This is a genomic window from Kitasatospora humi (assembly GCF_020907985.1).
Classification (GTDB): Bacteria; Actinomycetota; Actinomycetes; order Streptomycetales; family Streptomycetaceae; genus Kitasatospora; species Kitasatospora humi.
This window is the reverse complement of sequence record NZ_JAJJPA010000011.1, coordinates 139,781-164,570: the sequence shown is the minus strand read 5'-3', so window position 1 is coordinate 164,570 and position 24,790 is coordinate 139,781. Positions and strand designations below refer to the sequence as shown.

The 24,790-nt window shown below is 72.1% G+C and carries 21 protein-coding genes; 15 read left to right on the top strand and 6 right to left on the bottom strand.

What is annotated here, in order from left to right; genetic code table 11:
* Positions 1-133 precede the first annotated feature (133 nt).
* From LN042_RS14150 to LN042_RS14130, 5 genes are all read left to right on the top strand, one after another.
* Positions 134-865 (top strand): bestrophin-like domain, encoded by a 732-nt coding sequence (locus LN042_RS14150; protein WP_230051540.1) that lies wholly within the window; start codon positions 134-136, stop codon positions 863-865.
* 241 nt (positions 866-1,106) lie between these two features.
* Positions 1,107-2,213 (top strand): hypothetical protein, encoded by a 1,107-nt coding sequence (locus LN042_RS14145; protein WP_230051539.1) that lies wholly within the window; start codon positions 1,107-1,109, stop codon positions 2,211-2,213.
* A gap of 304 nt (positions 2,214-2,517) precedes the next feature.
* A complete protein-coding gene (locus tag LN042_RS14140) occupies positions 2,518-3,936 on the top strand; it encodes a family 2B encapsulin nanocompartment shell protein (RefSeq protein ID WP_230051538.1) in 1,419 nt (472 codons plus the stop codon).
* 56 nt (positions 3,937-3,992) lie between these two features.
* A complete protein-coding gene (locus tag LN042_RS14135) occupies positions 3,993-4,856 on the top strand; it encodes a geranyl diphosphate 2-C-methyltransferase (protein ID WP_230051537.1) in 864 nt (287 codons plus the stop codon).
* Between the two features lie 126 nt (positions 4,857-4,982).
* On the top strand, positions 4,983-5,837 hold the full coding sequence (locus LN042_RS14130) for an SDR family NAD(P)-dependent oxidoreductase (RefSeq protein ID WP_230051536.1): 855 nt from the start codon (positions 4,983-4,985) through the stop codon (positions 5,835-5,837).
* Here LN042_RS14130 and LN042_RS14125 read toward each other — a convergent pair.
* The 5 genes from LN042_RS14125 to LN042_RS14105 all read right to left on the bottom strand — a co-directional run bounded on the left by LN042_RS14125 (position 5,818) and on the right by LN042_RS14105 (position 10,648).
* Positions 5,818-7,371 carry an FAD-dependent monooxygenase gene (locus LN042_RS14125; RefSeq protein WP_230051535.1) on the bottom strand — a complete coding sequence of 518 codons (1,554 nt, stop codon included), beginning with the start codon at positions 7,369-7,371 and terminating at the stop codon, positions 5,818-5,820. The two genes, LN042_RS14130 and LN042_RS14125, sit on opposite strands and share 20 nt — an antisense overlap.
* A gap of 56 nt (positions 7,372-7,427) precedes the next feature.
* A complete protein-coding gene (locus LN042_RS14120; RefSeq protein WP_230051534.1) occupies positions 7,428-8,075 on the bottom strand; it encodes a TetR/AcrR family transcriptional regulator in 648 nt (215 codons plus the stop codon).
* A 175-nt stretch (positions 8,076-8,250) separates the two neighbouring features.
* Entirely contained in the window at positions 8,251-8,916 is a 666-nt protein-coding gene (locus LN042_RS14115; protein WP_230051533.1) for an O-methyltransferase, read from the bottom strand.
* A gap of 87 nt (positions 8,917-9,003) precedes the next feature.
* On the bottom strand, positions 9,004-9,666 hold the full coding sequence (locus LN042_RS14110) for a DedA family protein (protein WP_230051532.1): 663 nt from the start codon (positions 9,664-9,666) through the stop codon (positions 9,004-9,006).
* Between the two features lie 199 nt (positions 9,667-9,865).
* The gene (locus tag LN042_RS14105) at positions 9,866-10,648 is read right to left on the bottom strand and encodes a uracil-DNA glycosylase (RefSeq protein ID WP_230051531.1); all 783 of its coding nucleotides are present in this window, start codon (positions 10,646-10,648) and stop codon (positions 9,866-9,868) included.
* A 124-nt stretch (positions 10,649-10,772) separates the two neighbouring features.
* Between LN042_RS14105 and LN042_RS14100 the strand changes: the two genes are divergently transcribed.
* Entirely contained in the window at positions 10,773-11,150 is a 378-nt protein-coding gene (locus LN042_RS14100; RefSeq protein ID WP_230051530.1) for a DUF488 domain-containing protein, read from the top strand.
* Between the two features lie 36 nt (positions 11,151-11,186).
* Here the strand turns inward: LN042_RS14100 and LN042_RS14095 are convergent, their stop codons facing one another.
* Entirely contained in the window at positions 11,187-12,395 is a 1,209-nt protein-coding gene (locus LN042_RS14095) for an FAD-dependent monooxygenase (protein WP_230051529.1), read from the bottom strand.
* 1,169 nt (positions 12,396-13,564) lie between these two features.
* Here LN042_RS14095 and LN042_RS14090 point away from each other — a divergent pair.
* From LN042_RS14090 to LN042_RS14050, 9 genes are read left to right on the top strand one after another with little or no spacing between them, the layout of a single operon-like run.
* A complete protein-coding gene (locus LN042_RS14090) occupies positions 13,565-14,518 on the top strand; it encodes a glycosyltransferase family 2 protein (RefSeq protein ID WP_230051528.1) in 954 nt (317 codons plus the stop codon).
* Complete coding sequence (locus LN042_RS14085; protein ID WP_230051527.1) at positions 14,518-15,798, top strand: GNAT family N-acetyltransferase; 1,281 nt, start codon at positions 14,518-14,520, stop codon at positions 15,796-15,798. The genes LN042_RS14090 and LN042_RS14085 overlap by 1 nt, the downstream gene beginning before the upstream one ends.
* Entirely contained in the window at positions 15,782-16,936 is a 1,155-nt protein-coding gene (locus LN042_RS14080) for a glycosyltransferase (RefSeq protein WP_230051526.1), read from the top strand. Before LN042_RS14085 ends, LN042_RS14080 begins: the two co-directional genes overlap by 17 nt.
* Positions 16,933-18,021, top strand: coding sequence for a glycosyltransferase family 4 protein (locus LN042_RS14075; protein ID WP_230051525.1), 1,089 nt, complete (start codon positions 16,933-16,935; stop codon positions 18,019-18,021). Before LN042_RS14080 ends, LN042_RS14075 begins: the two co-directional genes overlap by 4 nt.
* Positions 18,018-19,979, top strand: a complete 1,962-nt coding sequence (locus tag LN042_RS14070; protein ID WP_230051524.1) for a hypothetical protein — start codon at positions 18,018-18,020, stop codon at positions 19,977-19,979. Before LN042_RS14075 ends, LN042_RS14070 begins: the two co-directional genes overlap by 4 nt.
* Positions 19,976-20,818 (top strand): hypothetical protein, encoded by an 843-nt coding sequence (locus tag LN042_RS14065; protein WP_230051523.1) that lies wholly within the window; start codon positions 19,976-19,978, stop codon positions 20,816-20,818. Before LN042_RS14070 ends, LN042_RS14065 begins: the two co-directional genes overlap by 4 nt.
* On the top strand, positions 20,805-22,136 hold the full coding sequence (locus LN042_RS14060; protein WP_230051522.1) for a lipopolysaccharide biosynthesis protein: 1,332 nt from the start codon (positions 20,805-20,807) through the stop codon (positions 22,134-22,136). The genes LN042_RS14065 and LN042_RS14060 overlap by 14 nt, the downstream gene beginning before the upstream one ends.
* Before the next feature lie 13 nt (positions 22,137-22,149).
* A complete protein-coding gene (locus LN042_RS14055; RefSeq protein ID WP_230051521.1) occupies positions 22,150-23,421 on the top strand; it encodes a glycosyltransferase family 4 protein in 1,272 nt (423 codons plus the stop codon).
* The gene (locus tag LN042_RS14050; protein ID WP_230051520.1) at positions 23,418-24,740 is read left to right on the top strand and encodes a UDP-glucose dehydrogenase family protein; all 1,323 of its coding nucleotides are present in this window, start codon (positions 23,418-23,420) and stop codon (positions 24,738-24,740) included. Before LN042_RS14055 ends, LN042_RS14050 begins: the two co-directional genes overlap by 4 nt.
* The last annotated feature ends 50 nt before the right edge of the window (positions 24,741-24,790 follow it).

Below are 24,790 nucleotides of genomic sequence, written 5' to 3'. Positions count from 1 at the left end.
CCGTGCGCCCGCCCGACCCCAGCACGACCCCGACGGCGGACGCCCAGAGCGCCTTCGCCTTCGTCGCGATCACCGTCCCGGTCATCCTCGCCGCGGCCGTCAGCTTCATCAACCACACCACAGGGAGGCGTCGTTGAGTCTCGGAATCGTTCTCGCGGTACTGCTCGGGTCCGCGGTGGCCGTGGGCATCCTGGCTGCCTTCGGCCGCACCCACCGGTCCCGTGAAGGCAGCTTCTCCTCGGGTGCGCTGGGCTTCCTCGGTTCCGCCTCGCTCTCCTCGTTCATGCTGGTCACCGGCTTCCTGATCGCCGGCTCCTGGTCGAACCTCAACACCGCGCGCGGCCACACCTGGGACGAGGCCAGATCGCTCAACGCGGCCTACACGGACGCCGACGCCAGCACCCGTCCGCTGCTGCGCAGCTACGTCTCCGAGGTGATCGGCCCGGACTTCGAGGCGATGACCCACGGCACCGCCTCACCCACCGCCTGGGCCGGCCTGGACGCGGTGCGCGCCCATGTCGCGGCGATGCCGGACTCCCCGCAGCGCACCACCATGCTCAGCGACCTGGACGACGTCTACACCAAGCGGCAGATCCGGCTGGCCGACGCCTCGGTCTCACTGCCGGCACCGCTCTATCCCGCCTTGATCGGCACCGGGGTGCTGGTGCTGCTCTACGCGCCGATCGCCGGGCTGACCTTCCAGCGCCGGGAGGCGATCGCACTCGGCCTGGTCGGCGCGGTGGTCGGGTTCGGCATCTACCTGGTGCTGCACATGACCCACCCGTACTCCGGCCCCATGCACGTCACGCCGGTCGCCTACCAGCAGAGCCTGGAGCGTTTCACACAACTGTCACAACAGAGTTGACGCAGTATTCCCGCCAACCTGACGCAGTATCCGATATAACAGAGGCAGCCCGGCTCCGGTGGTGTGCGCGCACCGCCCGAGCCGGGCCGACTGATCAATCTACCGTGCGCTCAGGCCCGGCGCCTCATCGTCGAAGTGAAATCGCCCACGCCTGTCACGCCCTCGACGCCGGCTGCCCCTGCGCGGGCGGCCGTCGCGTTTCGCCCGCTCAGCCGGCCCGCTGATGATCGACAATGGGGCCATGCGCCTGTTCTCCGCCCTGGCCGGCCTCCTGCTGCTGGTACTCACCGTCGCCAGCATCCTGCGCACCCTGGTGGTGCCGCGCGGCCTGTACTCCTCCCTGACCTTCCGGCTCTGGCAGCTCGGACGGGCCGTGCTGCACATGTGCGCGGCGCCGTTCGGCGGATACCGGGCGCACGACCGGGCGCAGGCCTGGCTGGCACCGCTGATGCTGGTCGCGATGCTGTTCTGCTGGCTGATCGCACTGCTCGGCGCCTTCACCCTGCTGACGCAGGCGACCTCGGGACTGTCCTGGAGCGACTCGTTCCGCGAGGCCGGATCCAGCCTGTTCACCCTCGGCTTCGCCAGTGGCGCCCGGCTGCGGCTCTCCGGCCTCGACTTCCTGGCCGCCGCCAGTGGCCCGCTGGTGATCGCCCTGCAGATCGCCTACCTGCCGACGCTCTACGGCAGCTACAACCGCCGCGAGGTGGAGGTCACGCTGCTGCAGTCCCGGGCCGGCGAGCCCGCCTGGGGGCCGGAGCTGCTGGCCCGTCAGTCCCTGGTGGACACCGAGACCGCGCTGCCGCAACTCTACGGGGACTGGGAGCGGCTCGCCGCCGAGTTGGGCGAGAGCCACTCCAACTACCCGGTGCTGCTCTCCTTCCGCTCCCCGCAGCCGTACCGCAGCTGGATCGTGGGGCTGATCGCCGTGATGGACGCCGCGGCGATGCAGCTGGCGCTCTGTCCGCAGAGCGCGCCGCCTGAGGCCAGGCTGGTGCTGCGGGCCGGCTTCACCGCGATGCGCGACATCGCCCGGGTGATCAAGCTCGACTTCGATCCGGATCCGCAGCCCGACGCCCCGATCCGGATCAGCTACGCCGAGTTCGACGCCGCGGTGACGATGATCATCGCCTCCGGCTTCGCGGCGGAGCGGCCCACCATACTCGCCTGGCCGCACTTCCACGGCTGGCGGGTCAACTACGAGGCGATCGCCTATGAGCTGGCGCGGCGCGCGGATGCCGTACCGGCCCTGTGGACCGGCGCCCGCGACTTCCCGACCACACCGATTCCGCCCCGCCGACCGGCCGACCGCCGACCGGGGATCCAGGCCGGCGGCCACAACACCTGACGGGCCGTCGCCGATAACGGTGGTGGCACAGGCTCGGCCACCATACCGCCGAAAATATCCGAAGAGAAACGACCTCGACTTAGTACTATTTCCGGGTTATCGGGCCTATGTCGACCTTGCTCTCATCCGCGCAGGTCAACACAGTAGCTCGGGCTCGTAAACGGGGGCGCACAAAGATTTCCACACATCCTTTTGTGGCATCAGAATGACACTCCATCCCCCATCCAGATGTGCCGTGCGATGGAATCTGACGAGGCAACAGACGTCAGTCGTCCTGCACCGCTCATGAGGATGGAGAGATCCGATGTCGATCGAGACCGGGCCCGCGCCGACCGAGGCCCAGGAGGCCGCGGCCCAGCTCAGCCTGAGCACCGGGGCCGCGCGCAACCTCGCCACCACCACCAAGTCCGAGCCGCAGATGCAGGGCATCAGCTCGCGCTGGCTGCTCCGCAACCTGCCCTGGGTACAGGTGTCCGGTGGCACCTACCGGGTCAACCGCCGGCTCAGCTACGCGGTCGGTCGCGGGCGGGTGAGCTTCGCCAAGACCGGCTCGGTGGTCCGCGTCGTGCCGCCGTCGCTGCGCGAAGTGCCGGTGCTGCGCGACCTCGAGGACACGGCGGTGCTGGAGGAGCTGGCCAACCGGTTCAGCCAGCGTGACGTCGCGGCGGGCGAAGTGCTCGTCGAGGCGGGCCAGCCGGTGGAGGAGATCTTCCTGATCGCCCACGGCAAGGTCAACCGGATCGGCACCGGCAAGTACGGCGAGGCCACCGTGCTCGGCCACCTCGCCGACGGCGACCACCTGGGCGACGAGGCGATCCGGCAGACCGACGCGCTCTGGGGGTTCACGGTGAAGGCGGCCACCGCCGCCACCGTCATGGTGCTGCCCACCGCCGCCTTCCAGGAGCTGGTCAACCGCTCCGAGGCGCTACGCGAGCAGGTCGCCGCCTACCTGGCCGACGCCGACCAGGCGCAGAACCAGCACGGTGAGGCCGACATCGAACTGGCCGCCGGCCACGAGGGCGAGCCGGACCTCCCCGGCACCTTCGTCGACTACGAACTGGCCCCCCGAGAGTACGAGTTGAGCGTCGCCCAGACGGTGCTGCGGGTGCACAGCCGGGTCGCCGACCTCTACAACGACCCGATGAACCAGATCGAGCAGCAGCTGAAGCTCACCATCGAGGCGCTGCGCGAGCGCCAGGAGTACGAACTGGTCAACAACCCGGACTTCGGCCTGCTGCAGAACGCCGAGTACGACCAGCGGATCCAGACCCACTCCGGGCCGCCCACCCCGGACGACCTGGACGAACTGCTCAGCATGCGCCGCGAGACCACCCACATCTTCGCCCACCCGAAGGCGATCGCCGCGTTCGGCCGGGAGTGCAGCAAGCGGGGCATCTACTTCGGCAGCGTGGACATCGGCACCCACCACATCCCCGCCTGGCGCGGCGTGCCGATCTTCCCGTGCGGCAAGATCCCGGTGGTCGACGGCCACACCTCCGCCATCCTCGCGATGCGCATGGGCGAGAACAACCAGGGCGTGATCGGTCTGCACCAGACCGGCATCCCCGACGAGTACGAGCCCGGCCTGAACGTCCGGTTCATGGGGATCAACGAGAAGGCCGTCATGTCCTACCTGGTAAGCGCCTACTACTCCGCCGCGGTCCTGGTCCCCGACGCGCTCGGAGTGCTGGAGAACGTCGAGGTCTCGCACCCCCGTTCCTGACCGAGCCGACCGTTCCGGCGTCCCTTCCCCACCCTCGACGAGGAGTCAGCGACACCATGACGACCACCACGCCCGACCCCGCCGCCGTGCTGCGCACCGCCTTCCAGAAGTCGGTGGCCAACTACTGGAACACCAACCAGCAGGACCCGGTCAACCTGCGGCTGGGTGAGATCGACGACCTCTACCACCACCACTACGGGCTCGGCGAGTACGACCCCTCGGTGCTGGCCGGGCCGGAGGAGACCCGCGACGAGCGGATCATCAAGGAGATGCACCGGCTGGAGACGGCGCAGGCCGATGTGCTGCTGGACCAGTTGGGCGACATCCGCCCGGAGCACCGGCTGCTGGACGCCGGCTCCGGCCGCGGCGGCACCAGCATCATGGCCAACGCCCGGTTCGGCTGCACGATCGACGGGGTCTCCATCTCCGAGTACCAGGTCGGCTTCGCCAACGACCGGGCCAGGCAGCGCGGGGTGGCGGACAAGGTCCGCTTCCACTTCCGCAACATGCTGGACACCGGCCTGGAGAGCGGGTCGCGGCGGGCGATCTGGACCAACGAGACCACCATGTACGTGGATCTGCACCAGGCGTTCGCCGAGTTCGCCCGGCTGCTGGAGTTCGGCGGCCGCTACGTGTGCATCACCGGCTGCTACAACGACATCACCGGGGGGCCGTCCCGGGCGGTCAGCCAGATCGACCAGCACTACATCTGCAACATCCACCCGCGCAGTGAGTACTTCAAGGCGCTGGCGGCCAACAACCTGGTGCCGATCTCCGTGGTGGACCTGACGCCCGACACCATCCCCTACTGGGAGCTGCGGGCCAAGTCCTCGGTGGCCACGGGGATCGAGGACCCCTTCCTGACCGCCTACAAGGAGGGCAGCTTCCACTACCTGATGATCGTGGCGGACAAGGTCTGACGGGTCGCCGACCGGGGCCTGGGCAGGGCAGGAGCCCAGGCCCTTCGGCTTGCCCGTCGTCAATGCCCGGGGCATCCATTCATCAACGTCTTGATGACTCATCAAAGCTTTGATATAAATCAGGCCATGAACGATGACTCCTCTCTGAACGGCCGCACCGTCCTGGTCACCGGCGCCACCCAGGGCCTCGGGCGCGCCCTCGCACTCGACCTCGCGGGTGAGGGCGCCACCCTGCTGCTCCACGGCCGCAACCCGGAACGGCTGGAGCAGGTGCTGGCCGAGGTCAGGGCCCTCGGCACCGAGGCCCGCGGCTACCTGGCCGACCTCTCCGATCTGGCCCGGGTCCGGGCGCTGGCCCGGCGGATCACCCGGGCCGAGCCGGAGTTGAACGTCCTGGTGCACAACGCGATAGCCCGCAACGACCCGCAGCTGCGGCAGCTGAGCGCCCAGGGCCATGAACTGCAGCTCGCGGTGAACCACTTGGCGCCGTGGACGCTGACCAGGCTGCTGCTCCCGCTGCTCCGGGTGAGCGCGAAGCGCTCCGGCCGGGCCTCGCGGGTGGTCAATGTCGCCTCGATGGGCCAGGCGCCGCTCGACCTCGCCGACCCGATGATGGAGCACGGGTACGAGGGGTTGGAGGCGTACTGCCGCAGCAAACTGGCCCTGATCATGTCGACCTTCGACCTGGGCGCCGAACTGCCGGCGCACGAGGTCACCGTCAACAGTCTGCACCCGGCCCATCTGATGGACACCGAGGGCGTGCGCGCCTTCGGCCTGGTGCCCGCGGTGAGCGTGGCGGAGGGGGTGCGTCCGACCGTCCGGCTGGTCACCGACCCGGAGTTGGCCGGAGTGACGGGCCGCTACTTCGACCGGTTCACCGAGGCCCGGGCCCACGACTGGGCGTACGATCCGACAGCCCGGGCCCGAGTCGCCGCGCTCACCGAGCGGTTGACCGCTCCGTTCACCGCACCGCTGGACTGAACCAGCGCTCGACGGCCGCCCGCAGCGCGGCCAGCTCGGGCCGGCCGGGGCGCGATGAGCTACTGGCCCAGGCCACATAACCGTCGGGCCGAACCAGCAGACCGGTGAGACCGACCGGGTCGGAGCCCTTCGCGACGACCAGGTCGACGACGCCCTGGCCCGCTGCCAGTACCGTCGCCGGTGACCGGTCGTCGGTGAGGTCGATCAGCAACGGACGGCCGTGGCGCGCGAGTTCGGCGAGCCGCACGGTCCCCGACGCGGTGCCGAGCGCCAGCTCCGGTGCGAAGTAGCCGACCGCGGGGTGCGGTTCGGTGCCCCCCATCTCGTAGCGCACATCGGTGCCGGCGGTGAGGTCGGCCAGGTGCTGGACGACCGCCCGATGGCCCAGCAGCTCGGTGAAGAGTTCGCGCAGGGCGGTGGTGTCGCTGCCCGGCGCGGTGAGGGCGGACTGCGCCTCGGCGTTGAGCACCATGCGGCGGGCGGCCTGGCGGCGCTCGGTGTCATAGCTGTCGAGCAGGCCGGGCGGGGCGGTGTCGTGCAGCGCCGCGGCGAGCTTCCAGCCGAGGTTGGCGGCGTCCTGCAGGCCGAGGTTGAGGCCGGGGCCGCCGCCGGAGGTGTAGACGTGGGCGGCGTCGCCGACCAGGAAGATCCGGCCGTCGCGGAAGCGGTCGGCGACCCGGGTGTTGCCGCCGGTCAGCCGGCGCAGCACGTGCGGGCCGGTGCCGTCCGGCGGACCGAGCGGCAGGTCGACACCGAGCACCCGCTTGACGCTCGACTCCAGTTCCGCCAGGGTCATCGGCTCGTCGGTCGGGGGTTGGTCCCATTCGGTGGTGCTGACCAGCGGCGGGTGCCCGGGGAACGGAGCGTAGGAGAAGCCGCCCTGGTCGGTGCGGTGCGGCAGGAAGGGCATGATCGTCCCGTAACCGGGAACGGTGAGTGCGCCGTTGACCGGATCGACCCAGTCGGCCGGGACTGCGGCGTGGGCGGTGCGGTTGGTGCGGCGGTCGTAGCTGACGCCGGGGAACCCGATCCCCGACTGCTTGCGGATCACGCTGTGCGCGCCGTCCGCGCCGACCACGTAACGGGCCCGGAGCCGTTGGTCGCCGCCGGGGCCGGTGACGTCGAGGGTGACGGCGTCCCCGTCCTGGGTGACGGCGGCGACCCGTTGTCCGCGCCGCAGGTCGACGCCGAGTGCCCGGGCGCGCTCCTCGAGGACTTCGACGATGCGGTGCTGCGGGACGGCCAGGCCGTACACCGGGCTGGCGTCCAGTAAGCCCAGGTTGAGGCCCATGGCGGCGAACATGAAGTAGGCGGAGTTGGGCTGCGGGGGCTCTTGGCTGCCGCTGAGCGGCTCGTGGAGGCCTCGGTGGTCGGCCAGTCGGACCACCTGGCCGAGCAGGCCGTTGGCCTTGGGTTCGGTGCTGGGCTGCGGGAGCTGCTCCAGCACGATCGGGCGGATGCCGGCGAGGCTGAGTTCGCAGGCCAGCATCAGCCCGTTGGGGCCGCCTCCCACGATGATCACATCGGCGGTCATGGTCACGTCTCCCTTGATGCGGACGGGTGGGGGTGGCACCGGAAGCCCGCGTCTCGCTACGGCATCGGCAGGCCGGCGGCGAGTTGCTCGAAGATCTGGGCCAACACCGCGCCGAGCGGCTCGGATTGCTCCGCGCGCAGGCTGTGCTCGACGGCGACGGCGCTGCCGGCCGCGACCACGGCGGCGACCAGCTTCGGATAGACGTCGCGGTCGGGATCGGTGCCGGTGCGCCGTGCGATGGCTCGGGCCAGCTCCTGCTGAGCGGCCGCGTTGGCCTTGACGATCTCGCCGGAGAGCGCGGGTTCGGCCAGCATCAGCCGCACACCGTCGCGCCAACGCTGGTTCTGCGGCGCGGAGTTGCCCGATCCTGCGGCGGCCGCCGGGGCGAACCGACCCAGTACGGCGTGCTGGAGCGAATCCCAGAGCGGTTCGCCGGCCGGCCGGGCGAGCAGGTCGTCGCTCACCTGGAGCATCCGCTCCAGGTGGCTGGCGGCGATCGCCTCGGCCTTGCCGCTGAAGTAGTTGCGGAAGGTGCGGACCGAGACGTCGGCCTCGGCGGCGATCTGATCGACCGTCACATTGTCCCAACCGTGCAGGACGCAGAGCCGGATCGCTGCCTGACTCAGGGCCATCCGGGTCTCGCGCTTCTTGCGTTCACGGAGTCCGGGCTGCCCGGTGGACCGGGCCTCGTCTGCGGGTGCCATGCGAGAAGCATAGGGAAAAACTTGCCATCGCGGCAAGTTTTCCAGGTAGGCAACTTTTCCGAGTTGGCGAGATTTCCGGAGTGGCCGCGCCGCCGGGACCCCCGCCCGGGAACGTGACGGCGCCCCGCGCGGGTCGCGCGGGGCGCCGGTGGAGCAGCTCGACCCTGACGGCCGGTCAGTTGACGCGGATCAATGCGAAGCCGTCGTAGCCCTTGGCGCCGACGGTCTGCACGGCCGTCCCGGACACCCGGGGGTCGGCCGCGACCATCTCGTGCATCCGGCGGATGCCCAGCACCGAGGCGTCGGTGCTCTCCGGGTCGGCGACCTTGCCGCCACGCACCACGTTGTCCACGATGATCAGCGAGCCGGGCTTGGTCAGCTTCAGCGACCAGTCCAGGTAGTCGGGGATGCTCGGCTTGTCCGCGTCGATGAAGACCAGGTCGAACGGCTCGGCGCCCTCGTCCACCAGCTCGGCCAGGCTGTCCGCGGCCCGGCCGGTGCGCACCTCGGCGACCTTCTCCAGCCCGGCCTCGTGCAGGTTGGCGCGGGCCACGGCCGCGTTCGCCGGGGAGAGCTCCAGCGAGATCAGCCGACCGTCGGCCGGCAGGGCGCGGGCCATCCAGATGGCGCTGTAGCCGCCGAGCGAGCCGATCTCCAGGATCCGGCGGGCACCGGCGGTGAGCGCCAGCAGGTGGAGCAGCTTGCCCTGGGTGGGCGAGACGGCGATCTCCGGCAGGCCGGCCTTGGCGCTGGCCGCCAGTGCGGCACTGAGCCCCGGATCCTCACCGACCAGCGCCTGCTCCAGATAGGCGTCCACCTCGGTCCACTGCTGCCGGCTCATCGGATACCTCCACTGTCGCGCCCATGTCTGCCGCTGGTGATCTTACGCGGGCGAACTGACACCGCGTGAGGTCCGCGGAACCGGGTCTCACTCCCCGGCGGTGACCTGCTCGGCCTGGGGGCGCTCGGGAGCGGCGGCCGGGTGCGCGGCGTGGAGCTTGGCCGCCCGCTTCTTGATCACCACACCGGTGACCACCCCGCCGACCGCGGCGATGCCGAGCGCCACGTAGGAGAAGCCCTGCAGGTACTGCTCGACCGCCTTGCCGACGTAGTACACCGCCACCGTGGTGCCGCCGGCCCAGGCCACGCCGCCGAGCACATTGGCGATCAGGAACTTCCAGTACGGCATCCGCAGCGCACCGGCCAGCGGACCGGCGAAGATCCGCAGCAGCGCGATGAAGCGGCCGACGAAGACCGCCCACATGCCCCAGCGGTGGAACGACCGCTCCGCGGTGGCGAGGTGGTCGGGTCCGAAGTGGCGCGGGAACTTCCGGCCGAGCTTGTCGAAGAGCGGCTTGCCGCCCTTGCGGCCGATCAGGTAGCCGATCGAGTCGCCGATGATCGCCCCGCCGGAGGCGCAGACCGCGAGCAGCACCGGGTTGACCGTCCCCTTGGCGGCCAGCATGCCGGCGGCCACCAGCGCTAGCTCCCCGGGCACCGGGATGCCCAGGCTCTCGATGCCGATGATCACGGCGAGCAGGCCGTAGACCGCGCCCGGCGGCACACTGTTGATCCACTCGTCGATGTGCAAGGCCGCTTCCTCCAGAACGCGGTCGGCAAAAGGGGGTGACAGGCCAGCGTAGCGTGCTGCCCGCTTGGCGAACGTTTTACCGTCCCTTGGCGTTCCGGTGCGGCGGGCCCGCCTGCGGTCCGGTCCCCTGGGCACCCGTGTTCCCCGGCCCGCCTGTGACCGGACTCACTCCGGGCCGGCCGCCCCCTCCCGCCGTGGGCTACCTCCCGGCCGCCGGGCGGCGCGGCAGTTCGGCGAGGTCGGCGCCGCGCCGCAGCACCTCGCGGAGCATGGCGGGGGTGAGGGTGCGGGTGAACATGTTGCGCCGGCTCGGGTGGTAGCCGGCGACCAGGTGCAGCTCGCGTCCGGAGACCGCGTCGGAGATCAGCGCCTCGGCACCGTGGCCGAAGGCCGGCCGCGGTCGGGGCAGCTGCCACCCCGCGTCGGCCAGCACGGGCAGCAGCGCCTGCCAGGCGAAGGCACCGAGCACCACGATCACCCGCAGCGTCGGTCGCAGCAGTTCCAGTTCACGGGCGAGCCAGGGCCGGCAGGTGTCCCGCTCGGCACTGCTGGGCCGGTTGTCGGGCGGGGCGCAGTGCACCGGCACCGTGATGCGCACGCCGTACAGCTCCAGCCCGTCGCCGCGCCGGGTGGCGGTCGGCCGGCTGGCCAGCCCGAGGTCGTACAGCGCGGCGTAGAGCGCGTCACCGGAGGGGTCGCCGGTGAAGATGCGCCCGGTGCGGTTGCCGCCGTGCGCGGCCGGAGCCAGGCCCACGATCGCCAGCGGTGCGTCCGCGGGGCCGAACCCGGGGACCGGCCTGGCCCAGTACTCCCAGTCCTGGAACGCCCGGCGCTTGGCCCGGGCGACCTGCTCCCGCCAGGCGACCAGCCGCGGGCAGGCCCGGCAGTCGGCCACGGCCGCGTCCAGCCCGCCCACGGTATCCAGCCGGGGGGCGGTCACGGCCGGGAAGTCCGCCGCCTCCGGCCTCGCCCTGCCGCGCATCGTCGCTCGTCCTTCCTCCGCACCCGTGCCGCCGTGCGGCCTGGCGGCTGCCGACCTGCGGGGTTTGGGATGTCCCCTGCCGGGGAGCCGCCCGGTCGGGCCCATCGATCTGGGAGGGCGCGCCATGGCCACACGGATCGCCTACCGGCGAGTCTACGAGGACGCCTCGCCGCAGGACGGACAGCGTGTGCTGGTCGACCGGGTCTGGCCGCGCGGCATGCGCAAGGAGGACGCGCACCTGGACGAGTGGCTGCGGGACGTCGCGCCGTCGACCGGCCTGCGCCACTGGTACGGCCACGAACCGAGCCGCTTCGCCGAGTTCCGCCGCCGCTACCTCGGCGAGCTGCGGGACGCGGAGCACAAGGAGGCGGCCGGGCACCTGCGCGACCTCGCCGCCCAGGACAAGCTCACCCTGCTGACCGCCAGCAAGGACGTCGACCACAGCCAGGCCGCGGTGCTCGCCGAGTGGCTGGGGAGGAAGAAGCCGCCGGCGGCGAGGTGAGCCCGGCGCCCGGGCCGGCCGCGCTCCCACCCGCTCTCAGCCCGCCAGCGATCGTCCGTGCAGGGCGCGGGCGAGGTGGGGGCCGAGCCAGCCCCGCAGCCGTCGGAGCGCCGTCAACTGCTCGGTCACCTGGTTGATCCGGTAGTACACCTGCGGCGGCAGGTGGGGCAGCAGCGGCGAGTGCCGCTGGCCCAGCAGGGCGAACAGCCGCTCGGGTTGGAGCTGCATGTAGCGCGGGATGTTCTCGTACCACTGGGCGCTGTACCGGGCGGCGCTCTGGAACGGCAGCACGGCGAACTTCCGTTCGCGCTCGTAGGCGTCGAGCGCGGACGGGAGGTCGTCGTGACGGGCGAGCGCGTCGGCCAGACCGACCGCGTCCTCCAGGGCCAGTTTGGTGCCGGCACCGATCGAGTAGTGGGTGGTGTGGGCGGCGTCGCCGATCAGGACGAGGTTGCCGTGGTACCAGTTCTGGTTGGTCAGGGTACGGAAGTTCAGCCACTGGGCCCGGCCGTCGCCATCGGGCCGGCCGATCAGCGGGTAGCCGTCGAGCGGTTCCGCGAAGAGCTCGGCCAGGAGCGCGAGGCTGTCCTCCTGCGGGAGGACGTCCAACCCCAGGCCCGTCCAGGTCTCGGGCGAGCACTCGACGATGCAGGTGCTGAGGTCGCTGCTGAAGCCGTAGGCGTAGAACCAGATCCACCCGTGCGCGGTCTCGACGAACGCGAAGGTGAAGGAGTCGAAGACCTTGCGGGTGCCCAGCCAGATGTACTTGTTGCGCCCGACGGAGACGTTGGTGCCGAACTCTGCCGAGTAGTGCTCCCGCAGCCGGCTGTTGACACCGTCCCCGGCCACGATCAGGTCGGCTTCCGGCAGTTGGGAGACGGACTCGATCTCCTCCTCGAACCGCATCCGCACGCCTAGGTCGTCGGCCCGCTGGGTCAGGATGTCGAGCAGGCGGTGGCGGCCGATGCTGAACCCCTGGTCACCGTGGTGGACCACGCGCTCCCCGCAGATGTGCGCCACGCCGTCGCTCCAGCGGACCGAACTCGCGCTGATGGCTTGCGCGGTGACGGGATCGTCATGGTGGAAGCGGTCGAGCAGGTTGCCCCAGTAGGTCACTCCCCAGCCGTAGGTGGAGCCGATCGGGTTCCGCTCCATGACGGTGATCTCGTGGGCCGGGTCCTGGCGCTTCATCATGATCGAGAAGTAGAGGCCGGCCGGCCCGCCGCCGGCGCACACGATCCTCATGCGACCCTCACAGTTGCTCATTGTGGACAGATGGCGACACAGAGTAGCGTCATGACTTCCGCAAAGTCGCTGACCACGCCCGGCCCCGTGTCGCTGGAACGACGGGTCGGTGCCCGCCGGGGCATGCCGGGCCGAATGCATGCCGGCCTCGGCCGGCGGGGCCTTGAAGACCTTGGCACTCCTGTGGCCATCGAGTGACGGCACCATGGAGCGAGATGAGGGGACCGCTGTGCACCGAGACCAACTCAGGCCACCGCCTCCCCCGCTTCGCATGCCACAGTTGCGCAAGTTAACAACTGACCGTTTTGTACGGCCGCCTGCAAGCCACTGATTAGCGAGATCACCCGATTAGCTGGTTTTCCTGCTCTTGGACTGCAAGGATGACTGCCAGCCGGTGAAGAGCCCCTCCCCCTTTGTGAGGGGAATGTCATATGTCCGTAACAATGGATCGGCGAGCTCTTCATCAGCGACAGGGAAGCTGGTGGACAGACGGGTTCCCAGGGAGAGCCCGTCACAAGTCCTTGCACACGTCCGGGGGCGGACTGGGAATGTCACCGAGAATTCGATCTTGTTTTATCGGCCCGGCCATCGGCGCACGAGGATGCGCCGCCGACGGCCGGGCCGCGCCTGGAGCCGGCACGGAGCCGAACGACGCGCACACACACGCGGCCGAGAGGCCGGCAGTCACCTCGGCCGGCCCCCGACCGGCGGGCTCGCACTCACCGTCCGACTGGCGGCACCTCAGCCGGTCGCGGAGAGAAGAGCGCAGGCCGGAGCGCCATTGGCGACCGGACCTTCGCTCGCCGCAAGGACTCGTTGAGGAAGCCCACCGGGCCGCCGGAGAATTCCCGCCGGTCTGATCATTCGCGCTTTTCCGGACATCCACAAGGCGACACCCGTGGTTTTGGCATGCCCGGATTACCGGATTACACGGCCGTGATCGACATGCTCGAATTCTGCCGGTCGCCTGCTTTACCGCCGTCTTCACCCTGCTTCGGGCCCCTGGCGAACACAGTGCGCTTGCCGCCGGCATGCCAGTGGGCGCCATCCCGGACGCGACCGCCATCCGTTGTTTCCGAACGATTCCCCGGCGGCGGTCGCGCCGCGGGAAGACTCAGGAAATGCGCCAACGAACGTCCGACCTCAGCGAAAAGGACAGTGGAGGCCTCATGAAGCCGATACGCGCGGCCGTGCCCCGCGTGGCGCCCGCCCTGGAAGGAAGGACTGACGGCGCCGGCGTGCACCGCGCCACCGTCGCAGCCACCGGCCACCGGTTACGGTCCGGGCGCTCCCTGTCCGGTGAAGGGCCGGTGAAGCTCTCGCTCCTGATGCCGGCCTACAACGAGGAGCAGACCATCGCCGCGGTCGCCGGCGCCCTGCTGTCACAGGAGTACCCGGTCGAGATCGAGTTGATCATCGTGGACGACGGCAGCTCGGACCGGACTCCGCTGCACATCGCGCAGCTCGACGATCCCCGGGTGATCACCTACCGCCACCCACGCAACTTCGGCAAGGGCGCAGCCCTCCTGACGGCCGCCCAACTCGCCTCCGGCACCCATGTACTGCCATTCGACGCCGACTTGGAGTACTCCCCCGCCGACATCCCGCGCCTGGTCGAGCCGGTGCTCGCCGGCCGCTGCGACGTCGTGTACGGCAGCCGGCTGTTCGGGGCGAACACGGTCTACCAGTCGTACCGCTTCGCGATGGGCAACAAGATGACCACGCTGGCGGCCAACCTGCTGTTCGACGCCCACCTGGCCGACATGCACACCTGCCTCAAGCTGGTGCCGCTCGCCCTGTTCCGCTCGCTGCGGCTGAAGGCGACCGGTTTCGGGCTGGACACCGAGCTGACGGCCCGTCTGCTCCGCGTGGGCATCCGACCCTTCGAGGTACCGGTCAGCTACCACAGCCGCTCGCACACCGAGGGGAAGAAGCTCACCTGGCACGACGGCGTGGGCTGCCTGCTGATGCTGGCCCGGGTCAGGTTCGGCGGCGGCCCGCGCAGCGTGGCCGAGGTGCTGAACAGGACGGCGCCCGGGCCGCGGCAGGGGCACGAGGTGGGCCCGCACGACGGCCGGGCCGCGCTGCCCGGGGACGAGCAGACGTCCAGCGGAGTGGCCTGATGCACGTGCACCTGAGCGACGACCGGCAGGCCCGGCCCCGGGCTCCCGGGAAGCGGGCGGGCCGGGAGTTGACCGTCCGACGGGTCACCACCTTCGCCGGGCTGGCCGCGTTGCGCGAGCCCTGGCGGGCGCTGCACCGCCGGGTCGACTCCCGCAATCCGTACGCCGCGCCGGAGTGGTCCGAGGTCTGGGCGCGGCACTTCACCAGTGAGGGCGAGCTCGACGTGCTCGCGGTGGAGCGCGGTTCGGAGCTGGTCGGCGTGGCCCCCTGCTACCTGCGCCGGCTCGGCCCCGTGCTGCGCACCGTGCACCTGCTGGGCGCCGGCCGGCACGACGTGCTGACGGAGCTGCCCTCGGTGCTCTGCGCCCCGGCGGACGCCCGGGTGGTGCTGCGCGAGGTGGTGCGGCACTGGTGCGAGCGCTCGGCCGAGTGGGACTGGCTGGACCTGCCGCTCGGCGCCGAGCAGGGCTGGCTGGAGCCGGAGTGGCTGAGCGGGCCGGTGGCGCTGCGCGGGCTGGTCCGGCACCGGGCCACGCGTCCGTCGGTGGTGCTGCCGCTGCCGGGCGAGGTCGAGGCGCTGCGCCCGGGCCTGAAGCGCAACGTCAAGGAGAGCGTGCGGCGGGCCCGCAACCGGCTGGACCGCTGCGGCCGGCCGTGGACCGTCAGCACCCACCGCAGCGGGCCCGGGATCGCCGAGGCCCTGCCCCTGCTGGCCGGGCTGCACGCGGCCCGCGCCCGGTTGGCGGGCCGGAGGGCGCACGGTGACGTGCTCGCCGATCCCCGGCACCGGCGGTTCCTGGCCGAGGTGCTGCCGCTGCTCGCCGAGCAGGGCCGGGCGGAGATCCTCACGGTGGACGTGGCGCAGCGGGCGGTGGCGGCGCTGCTGGTGCTGCGCGCACCGGGCGCGAGCTATCTGGGCATCAGCGGGGTCGATCCGGCCTGGTGGAGCGTCAGTCCGGTGACACTGCTCCAGCTCACGGCCGCGGAGAACGCCGTCCGGCAGGGGAGCCGTGAGTTCAACCTGTCGCTCGGCCCGGACGTGGCCAAACTGCGCTGGAGCGAACGGGTCGTCCAGCACCCGGAGTTCACCATCTGCGGCCCGCGCCCGCGGTCGCGCGCCGGCTACACCGCCTATGCGGCCGCGGCAGCGGTCGCCGGGGTGCGCCGGGAGTCGGCGCGGCACCGGATCCGGGGCGGTGGCACCGCACCGGCGGCGGTCGCGGCGGTGGGCGGGACGGCCGCGGAGAACGAGGGGGGCGACCATGGTTCCGGCCGGTGAGCGCCGACCGAGGGTGTGCGTGGTGGGCTCCGGCTGGCGGTTCACCGGTGGGCTGAGCCACTACACCTGCCGACTGGCCGGCGCACTCGCCGAACACGCGGAGGTCTCGGCCCTGTTGATGCGCCGGCTGCTGCCCGCCTTCCTCTACCCGGGGCGCAAGCGGGTGGGTGTGAAGGTGGCGGCCATCGACTACGACGAACGGGTCGACGTCTACGACGGCGTGGACTGGTTCTGGCTGCCCAGCCTGCTGGTCGCGCTGCACCGGCTGCGCCGCAACCGCCCGGACACCATCGTGTTCCAGTGGTGGACCGGCACCGTGGCGCACACCTACCTGGTGCTGGCGGTCGCGGCGAAGCTGCTCGGTGCCGAGGTGGTGGTGGAGTTCCACGAGGTGCAGGACACCGGGGAGATCCGGATACCGTTCGTCGCCCGCTACACCCGCCGGGTGCTCCGCGCGCTACTGCGCCGGGCGGACGCCTTCCTGGTGCACTCGGCGTACGACGAGGAGCTGCTGCGGGGCCTGTTCGACCTGTCGGGCCGGCCGGTCACCGTGGTCTCGCACGGCCCGTTCGACCACTACGCGGTCGAGCGCGAGCCGTCCGCCGACGGGGCGTTCCGGCTGCTCTTCTTCGGCCTGATCCGGCCGTACAAGGGACTGGACCTGCTGGTGTCGGCGATCGACCGGCTCTCCCCCGAGGAGATGCGGGGCATCCACCTCACCGTGGTGGGCGAGACGTGGGAGGGCTGCGTGGAGCCGCTCCGGATGATCGAGGAGTCCCCGCACCGGGACCGGATCACGCTGGTCAACCGCTACGTGTCGGACGAGGAGGCGAAGGCCCACTTCGCCGCGGCCGACGCCCTGGTGCTGCCCTACCGGCGCTCCTCCGCCAGCGGTCCGCTGCACATCGCGATGAGCAACGGGCTGCCGGTGGTGCTGAGTTCGGTCGGCGGGCTGGTGGAGGCGATCGGGGACTACCCCGGGGCGGTGCTGGTGCCGCCGGAGGACGTGGACGCACTACTGGAAGGTTTGCGCAAGGTGGTCACCATGGCGGGAGAGCACTTCTGTGACCCGCACAGCTGGGATCGGAACGTCGAGGCCGTCATCGGCGCCGCGCGGGCGGGAGGCGGGGCGGGGTGAGGCTCGCACTGGTCAGTCCGGGGTACCCGCCGACCCCCGGAGGCGTGGAGAAGGTGGTCGCGCAGAGCGCGCGGGCCCTGGTGCGGGCGGGGGTGGACGTGGAGGTGCTCGCCCAGCAGCCGGGCCCGGCGGAGCCGGCCATCAGCACCGAGGACGGGGTGCTGGTGCGGCGGTTCGCCGCCAACCGGGCCGAGAACTACCGCACGGCGCCCGGCCTCTACCGTCATCTTGCCCGCCACGCCGGGTCGTTCGACGTGGTGCACGGCCACAGCTACCACGCGCTCACCGGCGTCGGCGCCGCGCTGACCCTGCGGCTGCGCGGACTGCGGGTGCCGTTCGTGCTGAGCCCGCACTACCACGGCACCGGCCACACGGCGGCGCGGGCGCTGCTGCACCGCGCCTACCGGCCGGCCGGGCGGGCCGCGGCGGGCCGGGCCCGCGCGGTGCTGTGCGTCTCGCGGCCGGAGGCCGAGCAGTTCGCACGGGACTTCCCCGCGGCGGCCGGCAAGGTGGCGGTGGTGCCCAACGCGGTGGACCGCCGGGCGCTGCTGGCGGCGGCGCCCCTGCCGGACGAGCCGGCCACGGTGCTCAGCGTCGGTCGGCTGGAGCGCTACAAGCGGGTCGACCGGGTGATCGAGGGGTTCGTCCGGGTCGGCGATCCGGGGACGCAGTTGGTGATCATCGGGGAGGGGCCGGACCGGTCGCGGTTGGAGCGGGTGGCGGCGGCCGCGGGCGCCCGGGCGCGGATCCGCTTCCTGGGCCGGGTCGGTGACCCGGAGCTGCTCCGGTGGCTGCGGACGGCGGCGGTGCTGTGCAGCCTGTCGGAGCACGAGGCCTACGGGCTGGCCCCGGCGGAGGCGCTGGCCGCCGGCGCCTGGGCGGTGCTCTCGGACATCCCCGCGCACCTGGAGCTGCCGGCGGCGGGCGCGGTGCGCCTGCTGCCGGAGCGGTCCGGGTCCGACGAGCTGGCCCATCAGCTGGCCGACTGCCTGGCCGCGCCACCCCCGCCGGGCGGCGAGGCGATCCCCGACTGGGATGCCGTCGCGGCCCAACTGGTCGACGTCTACCGCGAGGTGGCGGCATGAGCAATCCGACACTGGTCGCCGAGGGGAGCGCTCGCGTCCCCGACGGTCCGCCGAGCCGGCCGCCGGCCAGGCCGGACCGGAGCGCACCGCGGTTCGGTTCGCCGCTGGCCTGGGCGGTGCTGTGGCTGACCGCCACCGCCGGGGCGTTGCTGATCGCCGTCGCCTTCTCGATGGCGGCCACCGACAGCGCGGACACCGCGCACTACGCGGTCTTCTGGGCCGGCATGCTGCTCTTCTTCTGCCCGGCGGTCGTCGTCCTGACGAGCCGTCAGGTGGTGCCCCGGGCGCGGCTCGGCTGGCTGCTCGGCTACGGACTGTTCAGCTACGTGCCCAAGTTGCTGCGCAATCCCGGGCAGCCGCTGTTCCACGACGAGATCGCGCACTGGCGACAGGCCACCGACCTTGCGGCCGACGGGCGGTTGTTCGCGCAGAACCACCTGATCGGCATCGTCGCACGCTTCCCCGGCCTGCACATCGTCACCGCCTCGATCAGCGACGCCACCGGCCTGACGGTCTGGCAGAGCGCCCTGGTGGTGATGGTCGCCGCCCATGTGCTGGCCCTGTTCGGCGCGTTCCTGGTCGGTGAGGCGCTGTTCGGCTCGCTGCGCGCGGGCGCCCTGGTGGCGCTGGTCTACAGCCTCAACTCCAGCTTCGTCTACTTCGACACCGAGTTCGCCTACGAGTCGCTGGCGATGCCGTTCTTCCTGTGGTGCCTGGCCTGCCTGGCGAAGGCGCACCGGGCGCAGGAGCGGCCTGAGCGCCTGCGGTGGGCAGCCGGCGCGGTGCTGGCCGGTTGCGGCGCGGTGCCGACCCACCACCTGACCACGGTCCTGATGACCGCGCTGCTCACGCTGCTCACGGTGGTGGCGGCGGTGGCCGCGCTGCGCGGCACGGCGGCGCGCGAGAAGGCGGTGACCATCGGCGCGGTGGCACTGCTGGTCGGCGGGGCCGGGGTGCTCTGGCTGGTGCTGGTGGCACCGGCGACCTTCTCCTACCTGTCGCCCTACATGGGCGGCGGCGCCAAGCAGTTGCTGCACATGTTCTCCGGTGGCAAGGGCACCCGCTCGCTCTTCAAGGCGAGCACCGAGCCGTTCTACGAGCGGTACGCGGCGTTCACCGTCCCGCTGTTGAGCTTCGCACTGGCCGGGTGGGCGCTGTGGCGGCGGCGCAGGCAGCCCGGCGGGCTGCTGGGCGGCGACCCGCTGCTGCTGGGCCTGGGCCTGTTCGGGCTGCTCTACTTCCCGTCGCTGCCGTTCATCATGGTGGAGTTCGGGGCCGAGGGCGCCCGGCGCACCTGGGGCTTCACCTGGATCGGGCTGGGCGTGCTGCTCGCCCCGGTGCTGATCGTCGCGCTGGACCGGCTCGGCGAGTTGCGCGGGCGGCGCTGGCGGGCCGGCGTGCTGGTGGCGGTGCTGGTGGCCGGCGACGCGCTGATGGGGAACGTGGCCGCCGGGCTGGACGAGGACTACCGGTTCCCCGGGCCCCCGGTGTTCGGCTCCGACACCCGGTCGGTGACCTTGGAGGCGGTCACCACCGCCACCTGGTTCAAGGCGCACCTGGGGACCAAGCTGCACGTGGTCTCCGACCGGTACACCGGTCTGGTGCTGGTCCGTGACGCGGATGCCGAGCCGGCCCAGCCGGCCAAGGGCTTCCCCACCTACGACCTGTACTTCGACTCGGCACCGCCGTCGCCGTTCCTGGTCCACGAGCTGGACTCGTCGGACTACACCTATCTGGTGATCGACAAGCGGACCGCGACCCAACTGCCGCAGATCGGCGTGTACTTCGAGCCGGACGAGCCGTTCGCGTACGGCGGCACCAGCCCGATCGGGGTGTCGAACCTGGAGCGCTACAACCACCTTCCGTGGACCACCAAGGTCTACGAGAGCGACGACTACGCCATCTACCGCTTCGACTTCAAGGCGATCCACGCCACCGTCTCCGGGGAGGGACGATGACCGGGACACCCGAGGCGACCGGCAGCGCCGGCGGCGGGCGCCGGTCCGCGCTGCCGCTGTTCGCCGCGCAGGCAGCGCTGGTCCTGCTGGCGCTGCTCGGCGAGCAGGCGGTGCCGGGCGGGCCGGCGCGAGCGGTGCTGGTGCTGCCGGTGCTGCTCTGGACGCCGGGGCGCAGCCTGGTGGCCGGGCTGGGCCTGGCGCGCGGCGCGGGGCGGTTCCTGGCGCCGCTGTGCGTGCTGCTGAGCATCCTGGCGCTGATCGCGGGCGGGCTGCTCTGCTACGCGGTGCTGGGGCGGGTGCGGCTCGCCGTGCTGCCGTTCGCGGTGAGCACGGCGCTGCTGCCGTTGTGCCTGCGGGAGCGGCGGGCGGCGCGGCCGCGGCTGCCCGACCTGCTGGCGGACGGGCGGCGCGGCGCGGTCTACGGGGTGGGCGTGCTGGCCGCGGCGGCGCTGCTCTGGGCGGTCGCCGGGCACCTGCCCGGCGCCCCGCAGCAGCCCTATGTGTCGTTCTCGCTGGGGGCGCCCTACGCCCAGGTGAGTGGCGTGCTGCCGGCCGCGCCGGGGCAGCGCCTGGACGTCCCGGTGGTGGCGGGCGCCAGCCGGCCGGCGGACCTGGCGGGACTGACGGTGTCGGCCGGGTTCGACGGCGCCGGCTGGAGCGATCCGGTCGCGCTGACCGGCACCGCCCCCGGGCAGGGCGCGGCCCGGCTGCAGGTGACGGTGCCGCGGACCGGCTGCCTGCACCGGGTGGAACTGCGGCTGAGCCGCGGCGCGGAGCAGCTGCGCAGCGTCGACCTGTACGTCAGGACGGGAGAGGGGAGCGCCTGTGGCGACGGCTGAGGCCCCGCTGCCCGAGGCCGCGTCGTCCGCCGGGGAGCAGCCGGCCGGTGCCCCGCCGGCGCGCGGCGCGCTGCGCTCGCTGACCGTCAACAGCCTCGGCATCATGGCCACCACCGTGGTCAACGCGGCCCTGGGGTACGGCTACTGGACGCTGGCGGCACGGATCATGCCGAGCGCCGCGGTGGGTCTCGGCTCGGCGGCGACCTCCGCATTGGTGATCATCTCGCTGATGGTGCACCTGGGCGCGGGGGTGGGCCTGATCGCCCGGCTGCCGCAGCGCGGGACGGCCGATCAGTGGCGGCTCACGGTGGTGGCGACCCTGGCGGCCACCACTGCGGGCACCCTGCTGGTGGCGGCGGTGGTGGAGTACCCGCTGGGGCTGGTGGTCGCTCCGCTGGGCCCGTTGACCCGCGCTCCGGCGTTCGCGCTCTGGTTCGTGCTGGGTGCGGTCGGCTGGACCGGCTCGGGGGTGCTCGACTACCTGTTCATCGCGGAGCGCCGGGCCCCCCTGATGCTGGCACGCAACGCCGTGACGGCGCTGGCCAAGCTGGGCGCCTTGGCGGTGGTCGCGGCGGTGGCGCCCGGGGCGGGCGCGATGGAGCTGCTGGTGACCTGGTCGGTCAGTGGCCTGCTGGGCACCGTGGTGGGCCTGGTGCTCTGCCACCGCCGGGTGCGGCCGCTGGGGCGGGTGCCGTGGCGGGCGGCCCGGGCCGAGCTGGTCCGGCTGGCCCGCCCGGCGCTCGGCCACCACGCGATCAGCGCGGCGGGGCTGGTGCCCACGTACCTCCTGCCGGTGGCGGTGACGGCGCGGCTCGGTGCCAGGGCCAACGCCGCCTTCTTCATCACCTGGATGATCGGCAGCGCCATCTTCATGATCAGCCCGGCGGTCTCCTCGGCGCTCTTCGCCGAGGGGAGCCACCGGCGCGGCGGGCTGCGGCGGATCGCACTGCGCTCGCTGGGGGTGACCGTCGCCGCGATCACCGTGCCGGCGGGGGTGTTGTGCGCGATCGGCCACCCGGTGCTCGGGATCTTCGGTGCGGGTTACCGGCAGGGGTACGCGTTGCTGGTGGTGCTGGTGCTGTCGGCGTTCCCCGACGCGGTGAGCAATGTCGCGGTCGCCACGCTGCGGGTCCGCGGCCTGCTGAGCCGGGCGGCCGCGCTCAACGCCGTGATCGCGGCGGTCGCGCTGGTCGGCGCCTGGTTCAGCACGCCGCCGCTCGGCATCCTCGGCGCCGGCGTCTCCTGGCTCGGCGCCCAACTGGTGGGTGCGCTCGCGGTTCTGGTGTTCCACCGGCGGCTGCTGCCGCCCTCCGACTGAAAGGCCGTCATCCGTGCGGATCCTCCAGCTCACCGACTTCTACCGGCCGACCATCGGCGGCCTGGAACGCCATGTCGAGTCGCTCTCCACCGAGTTCGTCCGGCACGGCCACGAGGTGACCGTGCTGACCCTGCGGATCGGTGACCGCCCGGTCCACGAGGTGATCGACGGTGTCCGGGTCGAGCGGGTGCCCAGCTGGTCGGGGCGGCTGTCGAGCCTCTACGCGGACGCCTCCCGCCCGTTCCACCCGACCGTGCCGGATCCGGGCGCGCTGGCCGCGCTGCGGGCGGCGGTCAGCCGGCTGAAGCCCGACATCGTGCACAGCCACAGTTGGCTGCAGTACTCGTACTTCCCGCTGCACCGCCGCGCGGCCGGGGCTCCCGGGCACGTGGTGACCCTGCACGATTACGGGCTGAGCTGTGCCAAGAAGACCAACCAGCAGGACACCGGCCCCTGTTCGGGACCGGCCCCGGTCAAGTGCGTCAGGTGCGCGCGGGCCGGCTACGGCGCCGTCAAGGGCACCGCGCTGGCCGTGGGCCTGCGCGCCTCCCGGGCGCTGCACGGCCGGGCCGACGCCTACATCGCGATCAGCACCGCCGTGGCGGCCGCCTCGCAGGCGGCGCTGCTGCCCGAGACCGACCTGCGGATAATCCCCAGCATGGTGCCGCGCGGCATCGCCGAACTCGCCCGCACCACGCCCCGACCGGACTTCCTGCCGGCCGGGGACGGCTACCTGCTCTTCGTCGGGGCGCTGGGGCCGCACAAGGGCGTCAACGTACTGCTGGACGCCTACCGGATGCTGCGGCACAAGGTGCCCCTGGTACTGATCGGCACTCCGCGCGCGGACACTCCGGTGATCGACGATCCGGCGGTCACGGTGGTCCGCGACGTGCCGTCCGCGCAGGTGATGGCCGCCTGGCGGGGTGCCTCGGTGGCGGTGGTGCCCTCGGTCTGGGAGGAGCCGCTGGGGCAGGTCGCCGTGGAGGCGATGCTGGCCGGCCGCCCGGTGGTCGCCTCCGACGTCGGCGGGCTGCGGGACGTCGTCGAGGACGGCGTGACCGGCCTGCGGGTGCCCCCGGCGGATCCGCGGGCGCTGGCCGCCGCGATCGACCGGCTGCTGGGCGATCCCAGGCTGCGCGAGCGGTTCGGCGAGCGAGGCCGGGAGCGGGCCAGCGCCTTCACCGTCGAGCGGGTGGCCCCGCGGGTGCTCGACCTGTTCACCGAGGTGCTGGCGCGCCGCCGCACCCATCAGACCCCCCTTCCACGGAAAGCGAGTCAGCGATGAGGATGACCGTCGTCGGCACCGGCTACCTCGGCGCGACCCACGCGGCCTGCATGGCCGAGCTGGGTCACCAGGTGGTCGGACTGGACACCGACCGGGCCAAGATCGAGCGGCTGACCGCCGGTGAGGTGCCGTTCTACGAACCCGGCCTTGACGAGCTGTTGCGACGTCAGATCCGCTCTGGCCGTTTGGAGTTCACCACCGATCCGGCCCGTGCGGTGGCCGGTTCGCAGGTGGTCTTCCTCTGCGTCGGCACGCCGCAGAAGCACGGTGAGTACGCCGCCGACCTCGGCCAACTGCACAGCGCCACGGACACCTTGGCGCCACTGCTGGACGGGCCCTGCCTGGTGGTCGGCAAGTCGACCGTGCCGGTGGGCACCGCGGCCGCGCTCGCCGGGCGGATCCGGCGGCTGGCCCCGGCCGGGGCCGAGGTGGAACTGGCCTGGAACCCCGAGTTCCTGCGCGAGGGCCATGCGGTGGACGACACGCTGCGGCCCGACCGGCTGGTGATCGGCACCGCGTCCGAGCAGGCGGAGAAGACCCTGCGGGAGGTCTACGCCCCGCTGCTGGACACCGGAGTTCCGCTGGTGGTCACCGACTTCGCCACCTCCGAGCTGGTGAAGACCGCCGCCAACGCCTTCCTGGCCACCAAGATCTCGTTCATCAACGCGATGGCCGAGGTCTGCGAGGCGGCCGGCGCCGACGTCTCGCAGCTGTCCGCGGCGCTCGCCCACGACCCGCGGATCGGCGGCCGGTTCCTCAACGCCGGCCTCGGTTTCGGCGGCGGCTGCCTGCCCAAGGACATCCGGGCGTTCATGGCGCGGGCCGGCGAACTCGGTGCCGACCAGGCGCTGACCTTCCTGCGCGAGGTGGACGAGATCAACATGCGGCGCCGGGCCCGCACCGTGGACCTGGCCCGCGAGCAGGCCGGGGGCTCGCTGCTCGGTCGCCGGGTGGCCGTGCTCGGCGCGGCCTTCAAGCCGGAGTCGGACGACGTGCGCGACTCCCCCGCGCTGCACGTGGCCGCCGCGGTGCAGCTGGCCGGCGCCCATGTGCGGGTGTACGACCCGCAGGCCATGGCCAACGCCAGGCGCGCCTTCCCCGGCCTTTCCTACGCCGACTCGGCACGGGAGGCCGTCGACGGCGCCCACGTGGTGCTGCTGCTGACGGAGTGGCGGGAGTTCCTCGAACTGGACCCGGCCGAGCTCGGCGGCCTGGTGGCCGAGCGGCGGGTGGTCGACGGCCGCGGCTGCCTGGATGTCGACCGTTGGCGCGCGGCGGGCTGGACCTACCGCGCGCTGGGGCGCCCGAGGCAGGGCTGACCGGGCGCACCGATGGTGACTCGGGCCAGACACATGGTGCCTCGGGCCAG